The sequence below is a fragment of the Vibrio sp. THAF64 genome (assembly GCF_009363455.1).
GTDB classification, from domain to species: domain Bacteria; phylum Pseudomonadota; class Gammaproteobacteria; order Enterobacterales; family Vibrionaceae; genus Vibrio; species Vibrio coralliilyticus.
In genome coordinates, this window is the sequence record NZ_CP045355.1 from 474,784 (window position 1) to 486,283 (window position 11,500).

The following is an 11,500-nucleotide window of genomic DNA, read 5'->3' on the forward strand; positions in this document are numbered from 1 at the left end:
ACAAAGTGATGAGCCCAGCGTTTAATCATTGCCCAATCCCTATAATCTCCGTGACTCACGCCTTTGCTTTTCGCAATCCACTTGAGATAGGAGCGATAGCACCAAAGCATCACCCTAGTTGTTGCTTGTGTATTACATCCCACCTTTATAGTTTTGGCTGAAAGTGACAACTTAATGTCCTGTTTTGTGATTTTGTGTTGTTTACATTCCACTAGGTGCATTTAATGGGTTTGTTATACGTTTGAGTACCTGTGCACACAACACCTCGTAGGATTTTACCCAGCATTACATTGGCGTTTTTAGTGCAACCTTATGGCTTTTCTATATATAAGAGGTATTTGAGGTGTAGCGGTGTATTGATTGAAAAACATAAACCCTTTTGGTTTGTCAATGTACAGTTGTCGACCAAGAGCAAATCAACATCTACCAATGCCCATCTTGGGCGACTTGAATTGTTGTCATGATGACATGGAAAAATGAAGGGACGCTCCTTCTAAATTAGGAAAAAACATGGACACGCAGGCATTACCCGAAGTGTTGCTCAGCCTTTTTGATACATCAAGTGAAGGCTTGTGGTTTATGAGTGACGACAATGTCGTTCAGTTCTACAACAACTCCTTCTACCAACAGTTCGCACTCTCGACAGATTATTTAACGTTGGATGATTGGCTCGCACTTGTTCACCCTGAAGACCGAGAGCGATTGGCGCAAGAAGTGGATGGTCATCAAAAAGAGCAAAGCTCGACACGTGTCAAAACCCGCTATCGGGTAAAAAACACCTCAGGCCGTTATCTATGGATTGAAGCCACGGGGGTGAGAGTGGAGTATCAAGGTGGCTTTGCCATGGTCGGCTCTCACAAAAACGTGTCAGAAGAAGTGTTCCTGAATCAGTATCTCACGCATATGGCTAACCATGACAGTGAGACGGGACTACTGAATCGGCATCAGTTTTTACAAAATGCGTCAAAGCTGAACAAAAATGGTTGGATTCTTGTGTGCTGCCTAACTCAATTGCAACAGTTTCAACGACGAGTGGGGTATGACGCTACAGGCCAGCTCTCCTCAACTCTGGTGTCGACCCTAGATGATGTCTTGAACTTAAAATATGGGTTGTATCGAATCAGTGCAGATGTCTTTGTGGTGACGATGGAGCAAGAGTTGGATGATGAGATGGCGTGTTCATTGATGAGTCAAATCGAAACGGTGTTTCAGCAGAGGCGTATTTGCAGTACTACACTCACCAGCCGGCTTGGCCTTGGGGGGCTGCCCGTCAGTGACTTGGATACCACCCACCCTTTAGAGCAAATCTTTAATCTTTCTGAGTACACGCGATTGGTATGCTCCCCGGTCACCTATACAGGGGAGTCACAACGTGACATTGACCGACACTTTGCCATACAAGACGTATTAGAAGCGGCCATTGACACTCGCCAAATTGTGATAGCGTTGCAGCCAATAGTCGAAGCGTCAACAGGAAACCTGATAAGTTTTGAGGCGTTAGCTCGGTGGGAGCACCCTGAGTTGGGTTCGATTTCACCCGCAGAGTTCATTCCTATCGCCGAGCGGTTAGGGCATATACATGCATTGGGTTTGTTAGTTCTAGAGTATGCCTGCCAATATTTGGTGATGTTTGACTCCACACATAACGCGCGACCTTTAGTCAATGTAAATGTGTCGGCGCATCAATTGCTGAAGGCGAGCTTTGTTGAAGATGTGTGTGAGGTTGTTGCTCGATTTGGTGTTTCCCCTAGTCGTATTGTGCTGGAATTGACCGAATCCTACCTACTTGATGAAGACCCTACCATTACAACAACACTTAATGAGCTTCATATCCACGACTTCAAGTTGTCCATCGATGATTTTGGGGCAGGCATGAGTGCGATTACAAGCTTATTTAGGCTTCCGTTGTATCAGGTTAAATTGGATAGAGCGTTGATTCACGAAGCGATGCGACGTGATGCCTGCCTAAAGCTCATCACTCATTTGTGTGAGTTTGGTCGTACACACAATATCAGTCTGGTTGCGGAAGGCATAGAGACATCGGCGATGTTTAAGACATTAACTGGGGTAGGTGTACCGCATCTTCAGGGGTACTGTCTCTACAAGCCTTGCGCGCCTGAAGTGTGGTTGGAAAAGCGCGCGCTCGTTTAAGACTTAGTGAGGATAAAAATGTTAAATCACACCTGCAAGCTATGTACTTTTGAATCAAAGGTTGATGTACAAGAAACGGTTCCGTTTCAGATAGAGCATGGAGTATGCGAGTTTTGTATGGATGATATCCATCACGCGTTAAAATCCCGCCATCAGTTCAACATGATTGAGCTTCACTTGAGAATCAATTTGCGTAAGCTCAGGTATAACTTACAGCGAATAACGCGCTATGGCAGAGATGTGAGCTCCGAGCTTGAATTCGTTGAATCAGAGGTGAGTGTCATTGAGCGTGAGTTAGGAGAGTTGATGTCGGATTATCCTTCGATTGCTGAAGTGTTATCGGAATATCGAAGTTTATTATGCGTGTATAAGTAGAGAGCGGGTAGCAACTATGGTCATTGCGGAGTTTCGTTTTTTACATTTTGGCTATTCGGGCTCTTTGAGTGTGAGCGACGCCAACTTAGTCAGTAAGATACAAGAGCATATCAATCAGGGGAGGCGTCAAGAGCTGTTTTGATGTTGGTTGTGCTTTTACTCGGAGAGTTTGCATATTGAGGCTTGGGTTGAGAGGCTAACTTTACTTTTGTGGGTGTTGAAAGAGTGGATAAGTTGGCTGTCGATGCTGTGAGAAACGATACCGACTCATGCAACTGGAAAGCCTTTCTCAAGTAAGTCAAAGAGTCAGCGAAATTGATCAAGTTGTTCATTCAACTGCAGCATCTGCAGAACAGACATCCTCATCTGCTAATTAACTCAATCAGTGAGCTGATAACGCAGCTTTTCAGCTCACTGAAATGGAGAAAATTGAGGGACTGTTCGATCAAACTATAATGGGTAAAGAAGTTGAGCGAATAGATGTTGTACAGCTATAACTAGTTATTGTTATGGCTTTTTTAATCAATGCTACAACGTTGACGTAATGGATGACTCGGCTTGTCATTTTATTACCGCAAATCTTTTTTGGGGAAAAGAATTAGCGCTTTTGTGTCAGTGCCTCTGCTAGTAAATAATGGGAAATGTAATGTTAACCGCCGAGTTGTATAGTACTGATTTGTTATTGATAATTGTCAATATCAAGTGACAGAGTTGATATAGAATGTTTCTAAAATTGAGCAGTTGCTCAGTTTATCTATCTATAATTAAGGGATTCAGACACAATGTCCACGGAAGACGAACGAGTACAATACTCAGAGTACGATAACTTAATTTCGACCACTGCACCGAGTAGCCACATTACTTACTGTAATGAAGATTTTTGCCGTGTGGCTGGTTATGAAGAGGAAGAGTTGCTCGGTAAACCGCATAATGTCATACGTCATGCTGATATGCCCAAAGCGGCATTTGGGCAGTTGTGGAGCTATATTCAGTCTGGAGATAGCTGGATGGGTTTGGTACAAGCTTTTCCTCTCTCTCGTATCTTAAAGATTTCGAGTTCGAAACAATCAAAATTGATCGTAGTTTTGTAATGAATTATTCAACCAGTAATAAATCATTAGTGCTGTTAAAGAATATAGTCCAGCTCGGTAATGAGTTGGGAGTAACGGTTGTTGCAGAAGGGGTTGAAACTGCGCAACAACAGTCTGACCTTTACAAGATGGGGTGTTTAACCGGGCAAGGCTACTACCTGACGAAGCCGATGCCAGCTCAACAGCTGGTCTTCAAACTGTTCGAACGTAAACCCGATGATAACGTGTTTGAGTTAGAGCGCCGCGCTTAAGCTTATTCTTGAGACAAAAAAGCACCTCATAATGAGGTGCAAAACTAGAATGGAGTTAAACATGGACTGTAAACAGCGCGTCTCTCGATTCACAACCCATGTCCATACTAATGTGCTTAGATGTCGCTTTGATGAAATTACAGAAATTATTCCACTTCAACGTTGTTTTGTTGAACGAGTTGGATCAAGTTGAATTTGGATTGTGTGCCTTTGACCACATCTAACATAGTCTGGGCAATCGTTTCATCACCGCCAAAGGCTTTCATGACGCTGTTTTTTATTTTATAGACAGAGTAGCCTTCGCTGAGCATCCAGCTTATCCAAAAATATTCGGGGCTACTAGAATCCAGTAGTGTTCTATCACTGAGTGTAAAGCGCTCCATCGACCAGCATCCTTGCATTGGAATTGACTTCAGTCAGTATGATAACAGCTTATGCAACAGTTTTGTCATAAAAATGTCTTGTACTGGCTTGCATTTTCTAATGAAACAGGATGCATTTGTGTTGACAGTGCTGGCGATGTAATTCTGCGATATTAAAAAGTAGCTCGCCAATTCAGTGTTTCGAGAAACAAAACCCTAAGTTGGGTCTATCTCATTGATAAGTCATTGGTATTTTTCCAGAAGTGATTCGCGACGCAATTCGAGGATTTCATCAATCAGATTCTCTTTCGCCGTCAACCCAAAGTGTTGTGCGTAGCTATTGACTTTAGTGACATCATTTTTGCTTAAGCGGTAGACATTTTCCTTTATTAACTCTTGGGCTTCCTTCTTTATCAGCCCTTGTTTTTGCATTAATCGAATGATCTGTTGATCTTTTTCATGTGCTTTTCGCTTCATAGGTTCTAGTTCGGAGCTGCGGAGGATAACGCGAGGTACTTTAGCGACAGGATGTGACAGTTTTATTGCTGTAGGTTTGATTTAATTGACAATCATTTGGCGGAGAATCGGTTGGTCATGGTGCAAAACGATGTAATATTTTTCGCCCATCTCGAAGCCAACAACGCTGTGGTTTTGAGGGGGCATAAACAACAGGTTTTCTGTGCGATGCAAGCCGATGAGGTTGACCACTTGGACAAAACCAACTCTCGGCAATTTACGACCAAGTATGGCGTCGAGTGAGATAACACCTCCGAATGGCTTAAACAGTTTGGTTCCATTGGGTTGAACCGTACAGACATGATCAAAGTTAGGGTACGAGCGAAGGTAGCTAGGGATTTTAAAAATACACTTCCGTTTGGCTTTATCTTCTAACGTAACATAGCTGTCGGTCTTCAAATAAGTCTACCTAGTCAACAATAACCACTTTGATGATAAATCCATTCTATGACATCCATACGACAGATAATCAGGCTGATAAAAGTAGAACGAGTGAGTTATCAAAGGGCTTACATCGCGCTGAGCTTTGCGAGCTCATCTTTGAGATCTTGCTGATTGAGCTCCGCTTGTTGAAGTATGTTGCTCATCGCTATGATTCTTCGTTGCAAGGAATCACAAAGGGTAATCACTATGTCGGGAAGAAATGACGTCCTCTCTTCCCAGGAATGTGCGTATTTGTGTGGAACTGGCAGATTTTTGCCTTGCAGAAATTGTTTAACCACAGGGTTAATAGAACCGGTTGGGTGAGAGCCGCCACTCGCGACGGCAAACTGAGAAGGCAAATGCTGTTTGGCCAACGACTCAGCGATGACACTACGTCCTGCGTTATGCCTACATATAAATAGTATCTTCTGATTCATCGACGTTCCCTTGAGTAACAATTTACATGCTATGCTCTCTAAGAACACCTATACATCAATGTCAAAATGCCCATGAAACTCTTTTTTACCTTTATTAGTAATAACAACTTCGCGATATCCGGGGACTCTTTCTATCCAGTTATTATCCTCAAAAAAACTAAGTAGCGCTGCTCCTAAGTGACCACCAACGTGGAACTTTCTTTCGCTCCAATCTAAGCATGGACAACATTTTTTCCTTCTAGTTTTCTCATCGATATTGATACCTAGTTCTAAAAATTTTTCTTGTCCTTGCTTAGTGATACCTTTGCCATCACTGTCAATCCATTTATTTTTTAATAGTGAATCATACAGTTGAACAGCTATTTCGCCTGCTAAATGGTCATAACAGGTTCTTGCTTGGAGAAGTTCTTGAGGTACTTTGGAATGAGAGGGACGATTTACTTGGAAAGTAATTCCCATCATTTTTTCGAGTAATACAGCGACATTCTTACTATAGAGGCGAAAATATCTGTGTCGCCCTTGGGATAAACATATAACAAGATTGGCTTTCAGCAGGCGGGATAGGTGAGAACTAGTAGTGGATGGTGAAACCTCTGCTACAACGCTTAATTCGGTTGCAGTCCAAGCTTTTCCATCCATCAACGCACATAGGATTTTCATCCTAGAGGCATCCGACATGGCAGCCGCTAAGGCTGCCATGTCGGTTTCCTGACTAAAGTCTATTGTTGCTGAAGAGATATTTTTTTTACTCAAGTTTATACAGCCCAGTCAATTGTTGCATTTTCGGCCAATGTATAGTTGTCAGTTACAAGTATCAATCGATTATCATGATCACTGTACTGAACAATAATGTTAACGCCTTTCTCTCCTAACGCCTTAGATATCGCACCAAGCTCACCAGGTTGTTCTTGTTTGAGTTTTCGTATAAGTGGAGAAGTGACCCCTTTTACTTCAAATCCATGCTCTGTAAGGATGTCCCTCGCTCTTTCTCCATCTTCGATTAGAAAATGGGCATGGCTTTCATTTTCATGAGCAAAAACTCCACCGCCTTCTAGTCCAATTCCATTCTTTCCAAGGACTTCACCAAATCGGGCTAATTCTCCAGGACTATTTTTTAAAATTATATGTATATCATGCATTTTACTATCTCTATGTTATTGTGAACAATATTCTCGTGTTGAGGTTAGGACGTTGATTTTGTAAAAAGAAAAAATAGTAGATTTTCCTTCGTCTTGAGCAAGCTTGTGATGCACATTTTTCTTCCAATGCTTGATGGCTTCTTCATCTTTCCACCAAGATAGAGATATAAATTTGTCTGGGTTTGTTGTGCTTTGAAAACGCTCGATTGATATAAAACCATCGATATCACTGAGAAGTGGCTTTAATTGTTCCGCCAACTGGAAGTATCTGTCTCTCTTTTCCGAAACAGCCATTGCCTCAAATAATACAGCAATCATTTCTTTACCTATCTATGTCACCTAATTGTTGTAGGTACTATAGCTAATGGGAAAAATGATACTTCGTTGATGACCGAAATATGGTTGTTATATTCTTGATGTTGAGGATAGAAGGAGTTACCCAGTTTTTCATATCTGAGCTAATTAGTAGTTCACTAGATTAAGTTGTAGCTCTAAGAAGCTTTTGTCCAAAAGCGGTTTGACAGGATCTTAGGTTCATAAGCAAAAAAATGAATAGGGAGCGTAATTGCTCCCCACTGTTGTTTTTACCGTTGCAGGTGGCATTACTTTTCTTTGATGACTTCACAGCCTCCAGGAACGGTGATGGTCGCTACGTCTTTGCCTGCCTGTTGCGCTGCTTTCACATCCATTTTGTATTGAGTACATTTGCCCACATTGACGTTGACTGCACCCGAATCTGCAGATGGGTTACCGCCCAGTGTTCCACCAGCAAAGGCGGACGAGGTGGAGAAAACTAACGCTGTAGTGATAAGTAGAGATGACTTGTTCATAGTTTATCCTTACGAGTTGGTTGAGTGTTATTGAGGCGTTGAGAGTTAGAAGGTGTAGACAAAGGTGCCAGCGTTGGAAGTGACTTCGATTTCCTTCACGCTGTCCACGGTGCAGTTGTTGCTGTATCCGGTGTACGTTTCGCCGAGCTTTAACGAAACGTTTCTAGAGAGCTCAGAGGCTGTGCCTGCAGGTAATCGGCAATTGCCTCGATTGATAACGACATTGCTTATTACTGTGCTGTCAGCGATAGATTGAACATCAAAGGTCAGTGTTCCCCAGTGAGGGTTGGTGGATATCGACACTTCAATATCGGCGGTGAGGGTTTTCGCTTCTTCCTGTTCGCTACAAGCGGTGACTCCGAGAATCAGCATGCACATCATGATGGCTCGAGTTAAGGTATTCATAGGTATCTCTCCGTAGTGGTGAGTTAAATTTGGGATGCACGGATTTCAGCGTGTTCACGCATGAACCGCTCTAGATTGAAATCAGTGGGATAGATAAAAGAAAACGTCGATACACTGGCCTCATCTATCAAAGGTAGGGCGAGGGTGCGTATCGTAGGTTGACCGGATAAACGAAAAAGCAGCAAGAGCGCGTCACATTGAACCGAGAGTCCCAGTGGTTCGATGAGCGCCTTCTCTTGCTGCAAAACTTGACTCGATATGTTGAGCATACGGTTGTTGAGTAATGCCGTGTGTACCGCATTCAGTACTTGCCGCTGCTCATTACTCCACTCACGAATATTGGGCAGTGCTACATGGATTTTGGCTAACCATGCTTGCTCTTTTGAATGCGCTGAACCCTTGTGGGGTAAGGGTTTGTCTCTCTCCGAGGAGCGACCTTGCCCATAATTCAGTGCATCAGGAACAAGCGGCAGTAAGTACTTATCCGTCAGTTGCCAATAAAGCATTTCCTGCTTGTTGAGCTTCAGTAATTGCTCTGAAGTTTTCCGATAAGCATGAGGCATGCTCATCGAATCACACTCCACGTTAAACACCTCTACAATGACTTCATCGAGGTAGCGTTTAATGCTGCGAGTGGTGCGGTGGATATCGAGTTGGGCTAACTGTTGCTGCAACTCCCTAACGGTAATCCAACGATGTTGAGGAATAAGCATCAGCGTGTGCAGCAAAGCGGATAACCCTTCAATGCTGGTTTTATTGCTCATGACTACACTCTTAATACATCAAAGCTCCAAGACCGGAGGTGGACATTTAATGTCGGGAGAGTAGAGGTGAGTCAGACACATAATGTCCAACGGGGAAAACAGCATCAATCGGCTTCACTAAAGCGTGAGCCGATTAACATTAACGAGGCTTATGCTTATCACTGAGCTCTGCAATTACTGCCAATAATCCAATCAACAGCACCACCAGAAACCCTAACGTTGTCAGAGTTCCGATAGCGCCAAAGAAAGGAGAGAGGGTAAACAAAGTAATAAGAGCGGTGACAAGCTTAATGGTGTCAAGGAGAAGGGAAGTCATGAGCTATTGTGGAGTGACGGCTATCTCGTTATAGGCGTCCGTATCGACATAAGCAAGAAAATTACACTCCCACAATCGATAGAGCTCTTTGGCATCAGGGCTACCTTGTATTGGTAGCCAACCACGATAGGCGACAAAGAACTGCCCAACCCGAAAATCAAAATCTAAGTTTCGTTCTAGCTCTGGGTAATGGTTTCCCATATAGGCAAAGTCAGTGATGTATTCAATGTTCCATTCTCCTGTTGAGGTGTGGCAAATCGCCATCTCAACCGGATGAAACCCCCCGTCATCCGCGCTGTAACTTTTATCGCGAAAGTTTAACACCAGGTAACGACTGGTGGCGAGAGTTTCATTGTCCAACAAATGAGTGGTGAATAGTTTACTAAGCAGTGTATGCAGACTGTTAGAGATAGACAAAGTGGATGCTGTAAAGGTTAATTCAGACATAGTGAGTCCTCCTTGTTTCAGGATTCAAATAAGAAATAACAGAGTGGGAATTAGTGGAACGTGCCGACCATCGTCAGTTGCACGTCATCAAAGACGTTTCTGGAAAGGTGAGGAGCAAAGGCTTTCATCCATACCGATAGTAGCTCTTGTACCTCAGGGTGGGATAAATCCGTGCTCCCCACATCGGGTTGATAGCACCAGCGATTAGCCAGATGAAAGTAAAGCTCAGGCTCAACGGTTGTGCTGTTGTCATCGGGATAAGAGAAGCTTGCAAAGAACACCACCAGCCAAGGGCTAGTGGCTGACTCACGTTTAAACTGTACCTCTATCGGATGCAAACCTTGACGATGTCGGTAGTAACTCATCTGGCGGCAGTTCAGTACGAGTCGCTCGGCGTTCTCTGGCAGAGTGTATTTATTCAGAAGTGCTTCCAGTGACGCATGTAAAGAGTCATCAATGCACAGCTCTCCGTAATGTTGTTCAATCATAACCACCCCCTTTCAGCAAACGAGGTGCAGGTATCGCCTGTCACAATATGGTCAAGGACACGGACATCCACCAGCGCGAGCGCGTCTTTGAGCCTTTCTGTTATCCGTCTGTCAGCTTGGGAAGGTGTTGAATCTCCAGATGGGTGGTTGTGGGCGAATATCACCGCTGCGGCATTCACATGTAATACTGCTTTCACCACTTCACGTGGGTAGACACTGGCCGCATCCACCGTTCCATGAAACAGCTCTTTAAATTCAATCAATCGGTTTTGGTTATCCAGCAGTAATAAGGCAAACACTTCATGCTCATGGCTGCCTAGCTTACAGCGCACGTACTCTTTAGTAGCTTCAGGTTTGGTTAGGGCATCACCACGCACGTAGCGTGTTGCCAGTATCTCAGCTGCATGCTCTAGGATTTCATTTTCCTGATAGCGTTGCTGTTTTTTGTAATCAGAATTAGGGGTAGTCATTACGGGCTCCTGTCGGAATCAATGATGGGGTTTCACATTGATGACATATGCCTGAAGATTTTTGGATTGAGGCGTATGGAGCCAAGGATTAGCAGACCATCTTCTTTCTGCTAGAACTGTCTCGTTAGAAGATATTAGAATATGGCTTTAATTTCGTCATAGTCTCCTGCTCGCACATGGCTAACAAATTTTTGCTCCCAAATTCGATATAGATCCTCCACTTCTGATGACTGGATACGTTGCCACTCCGATTCAACAGTGAAATAGAGTTGGTGACTAAAATCGAAATCAATATGACGTTTTAACTCTGGGTAGTGATTTCCTATATAAGCGAAATCAGTGATGTAAATGATTGTCACGTTTGCTTCATTGGTTATGTTGAGGCCAATTTCAACAGGGTGGCAACCACTGCTTTCAGCACTATAGCTCTTATCACGGAAGCAAACCGTCAAGCGTTGGCTGGAGGCTTCTAAACTATCTAAAGTTAATAACGTTTGACAGTACTTGCTTAATAGCTGATGAAACTGCTTGGATACTGGTAATGAGGTTGAAGTGAAGTTTAGTGTTGTCATGTAATTTTCCTAAGAAGATGTTTAACTAAAGTTTTTAGCCATAGTCGGTTGCCTCTCACCAAAAGAACGTGAATACGGATGTTTAGAAAATAATATTCGAGTAGCAAATTGAGTGTTCAAGGTTGGCGTGCTCTGTGCCGCAAGGAGTTATGCGATAGTTCAGCTAGGCACGAAGATAATATATGCCTGAGTTTTTTTTGTTTCGGTGAGTTAGTCTGAGTCTTGTTGAAACAGCAGTTTGGGAATGTTTAAAGGAGGATTTCCTAATCGGAAAATCTTGGAAAGCACTAATTTTATCGAGGATTAGATAGACAATGAAAAGAGTAGGGATGGTGTATGTCGAGATTACATGTCATTCACTGCTTGCAAGTTAACCAGAAAGCGTACTTAGTCAACCCCCTTTCGATTCATAGATAGGAGCGGTTAGGGTACAATGCTAAACCGTCGAGACAAGTCGTTGTAA

General features: G+C 43.3%; 18 protein-coding genes and 1 pseudogene. 4 read left to right on the plus strand and 15 right to left on the minus strand.

Annotated features, from left to right (window positions below):
* Positions 1 to 510: 510 nt before the first annotated feature.
* From FIU99_RS02215 to FIU99_RS02230, 4 genes and pseudogenes are all read left to right on the plus strand, one after another.
* Positions 511 to 2,151 (plus strand): GGDEF domain-containing phosphodiesterase, encoded by a 1,641-nt coding sequence (locus FIU99_RS02215; protein ID WP_152471966.1) that lies wholly within the window; start codon positions 511 to 513, stop codon positions 2,149 to 2,151.
* An 18-nt stretch (positions 2,152 to 2,169) separates the two neighbouring features.
* Positions 2,170 to 2,526, plus strand: coding sequence for a hypothetical protein (locus FIU99_RS02220; RefSeq protein WP_152471967.1), 357 nt, complete (start codon positions 2,170 to 2,172; stop codon positions 2,524 to 2,526).
* A gap of 782 nt (positions 2,527 to 3,308) precedes the next feature.
* Positions 3,309 to 3,548 (plus strand): annotated as a pseudogene (locus tag FIU99_RS02225) (PAS domain-containing protein); the annotation flags it as partial.
* Positions 3,530 to 3,868 (plus strand): EAL domain-containing protein, encoded by a 339-nt coding sequence (locus tag FIU99_RS02230; RefSeq protein WP_152471969.1) that lies wholly within the window; start codon positions 3,530 to 3,532, stop codon positions 3,866 to 3,868. The pseudogene FIU99_RS02225 and the gene FIU99_RS02230, both read left to right, overlap by 19 nt.
* Before the next feature lie 146 nt (positions 3,869 to 4,014).
* Here the strand turns inward: FIU99_RS02230 and FIU99_RS02235 are convergent, their stop codons facing one another.
* From FIU99_RS02235 to FIU99_RS02305, 15 genes are all read right to left on the minus strand, one after another.
* Positions 4,015 to 4,251, minus strand: a complete 237-nt coding sequence (locus FIU99_RS02235) for a hypothetical protein (protein ID WP_152471970.1) — start codon at positions 4,249 to 4,251, stop codon at positions 4,015 to 4,017.
* 222 nt (positions 4,252 to 4,473) lie between these two features.
* The gene (locus FIU99_RS02240; protein WP_152471971.1) at positions 4,474 to 4,707 is read right to left on the minus strand and encodes a hypothetical protein; all 234 of its coding nucleotides are present in this window, start codon (positions 4,705 to 4,707) and stop codon (positions 4,474 to 4,476) included.
* Between the two features lie 81 nt (positions 4,708 to 4,788).
* Positions 4,789 to 5,145 (minus strand): hypothetical protein, encoded by a 357-nt coding sequence (locus FIU99_RS02245; RefSeq protein ID WP_152471972.1) that lies wholly within the window; start codon positions 5,143 to 5,145, stop codon positions 4,789 to 4,791.
* A gap of 110 nt (positions 5,146 to 5,255) precedes the next feature.
* The gene (locus tag FIU99_RS02250; RefSeq protein ID WP_152471973.1) at positions 5,256 to 5,606 is read right to left on the minus strand and encodes a hypothetical protein; all 351 of its coding nucleotides are present in this window, start codon (positions 5,604 to 5,606) and stop codon (positions 5,256 to 5,258) included.
* A gap of 48 nt (positions 5,607 to 5,654) precedes the next feature.
* Complete coding sequence (locus tag FIU99_RS02255) at positions 5,655 to 6,305, minus strand: helix-turn-helix transcriptional regulator (protein ID WP_152471974.1); 651 nt, start codon at positions 6,303 to 6,305, stop codon at positions 5,655 to 5,657.
* Positions 6,306 to 6,361: 56 nt separating this feature from the next.
* Complete coding sequence (locus tag FIU99_RS02260; protein WP_152471975.1) at positions 6,362 to 6,745, minus strand: amino acid-binding protein; 384 nt, start codon at positions 6,743 to 6,745, stop codon at positions 6,362 to 6,364.
* A 15-nt stretch (positions 6,746 to 6,760) separates the two neighbouring features.
* Entirely contained in the window at positions 6,761 to 7,063 is a 303-nt protein-coding gene (locus tag FIU99_RS02265; RefSeq protein ID WP_088733540.1) for an antibiotic biosynthesis monooxygenase, read from the minus strand.
* A 284-nt stretch (positions 7,064 to 7,347) separates the two neighbouring features.
* The gene (locus tag FIU99_RS02270) at positions 7,348 to 7,575 is read right to left on the minus strand and encodes a hypothetical protein (protein ID WP_152471976.1); all 228 of its coding nucleotides are present in this window, start codon (positions 7,573 to 7,575) and stop codon (positions 7,348 to 7,350) included.
* A gap of 45 nt (positions 7,576 to 7,620) precedes the next feature.
* Positions 7,621 to 7,980 (minus strand): hypothetical protein, encoded by a 360-nt coding sequence (locus tag FIU99_RS02275; protein ID WP_152471977.1) that lies wholly within the window; start codon positions 7,978 to 7,980, stop codon positions 7,621 to 7,623.
* A 23-nt stretch (positions 7,981 to 8,003) separates the two neighbouring features.
* Positions 8,004 to 8,744 (minus strand): transcriptional regulator, encoded by a 741-nt coding sequence (locus tag FIU99_RS02280; RefSeq protein ID WP_152471978.1) that lies wholly within the window; start codon positions 8,742 to 8,744, stop codon positions 8,004 to 8,006.
* Positions 8,745 to 8,883: 139 nt separating this feature from the next.
* On the minus strand, positions 8,884 to 9,060 hold the full coding sequence (locus tag FIU99_RS02285) for a hypothetical protein (protein WP_152471979.1): 177 nt from the start codon (positions 9,058 to 9,060) through the stop codon (positions 8,884 to 8,886).
* 3 nt (positions 9,061 to 9,063) lie between these two features.
* Complete coding sequence (locus tag FIU99_RS02290) at positions 9,064 to 9,507, minus strand: DUF2787 domain-containing protein (protein ID WP_152471980.1); 444 nt, start codon at positions 9,505 to 9,507, stop codon at positions 9,064 to 9,066.
* Positions 9,508 to 9,557: 50 nt separating this feature from the next.
* Complete coding sequence (locus FIU99_RS02295; protein WP_172974055.1) at positions 9,558 to 9,995, minus strand: DUF2787 domain-containing protein; 438 nt, start codon at positions 9,993 to 9,995, stop codon at positions 9,558 to 9,560.
* A complete protein-coding gene (gene radC / locus FIU99_RS02300; protein WP_152471982.1) occupies positions 9,992 to 10,465 on the minus strand; it encodes a DNA repair protein RadC in 474 nt (157 codons plus the stop codon). Before radC ends, FIU99_RS02295 begins: the two co-directional genes overlap by 4 nt.
* Positions 10,466 to 10,599: 134 nt before the next feature.
* Complete coding sequence (locus FIU99_RS02305; protein WP_152471983.1) at positions 10,600 to 11,037, minus strand: DUF2787 family protein; 438 nt, start codon at positions 11,035 to 11,037, stop codon at positions 10,600 to 10,602.
* Between the last annotated feature and the right edge of the window lie 463 nt (positions 11,038 to 11,500).

Bases quoted from the DNA above. Each gene is read 5' to 3' on its own strand.
- FIU99_RS02295 (WP_172974055.1), bottom strand. From the start codon at position 9,995: ATGATTGAACAACATTACGGAGAGCTGTGCATTGATGACTCTTTACAT.
- radC (WP_152471982.1), bottom strand. From the start codon at position 10,465: ATGACTACCCCTAATTCTGATTACAAAAAACAGCAACGCTATCAGGAA.
- FIU99_RS02270 (WP_152471976.1), bottom strand. From the start codon at position 7,575: ATGAACAAGTCATCTCTACTTATCACTACAGCGTTAGTTTTCTCCACC.
- FIU99_RS02265 (WP_088733540.1), bottom strand. From the start codon at position 7,063: ATGATTGCTGTATTATTTGAGGCAATGGCTGTTTCGGAAAAGAGAGAC.
- FIU99_RS02280 (WP_152471978.1), bottom strand. From the start codon at position 8,744: ATGAGCAATAAAACCAGCATTGAAGGGTTATCCGCTTTGCTGCACACG.
- FIU99_RS02250 (WP_152471973.1), bottom strand. From the start codon at position 5,606: ATGAATCAGAAGATACTATTTATATGTAGGCATAACGCAGGACGTAGT.
- FIU99_RS02275 (WP_152471977.1), bottom strand. From the start codon at position 7,980: ATGAATACCTTAACTCGAGCCATCATGATGTGCATGCTGATTCTCGGA.
- FIU99_RS02285 (WP_152471979.1), bottom strand. From the start codon at position 9,060: ATGACTTCCCTTCTCCTTGACACCATTAAGCTTGTCACCGCTCTTATT.
- FIU99_RS02220 (WP_152471967.1), top strand. From the start codon at position 2,170: ATGTTAAATCACACCTGCAAGCTATGTACTTTTGAATCAAAGGTTGAT.
- FIU99_RS02235 (WP_152471970.1), bottom strand. From the start codon at position 4,251: ATGGAGCGCTTTACACTCAGTGATAGAACACTACTGGATTCTAGTAGC.
- FIU99_RS02290 (WP_152471980.1), bottom strand. From the start codon at position 9,507: ATGTCTGAATTAACCTTTACAGCATCCACTTTGTCTATCTCTAACAGT.
- FIU99_RS02215 (WP_152471966.1), top strand. From the start codon at position 511: ATGGACACGCAGGCATTACCCGAAGTGTTGCTCAGCCTTTTTGATACA.
- FIU99_RS02260 (WP_152471975.1), bottom strand. From the start codon at position 6,745: ATGCATGATATACATATAATTTTAAAAAATAGTCCTGGAGAATTAGCC.
- FIU99_RS02255 (WP_152471974.1), bottom strand. From the start codon at position 6,305: ATGGCAGCCTTAGCGGCTGCCATGTCGGATGCCTCTAGGATGAAAATC.
- FIU99_RS02305 (WP_152471983.1), bottom strand. From the start codon at position 11,037: ATGACAACACTAAACTTCACTTCAACCTCATTACCAGTATCCAAGCAG.
- FIU99_RS02240 (WP_152471971.1), bottom strand. From the start codon at position 4,707: ATGAAGCGAAAAGCACATGAAAAAGATCAACAGATCATTCGATTAATG.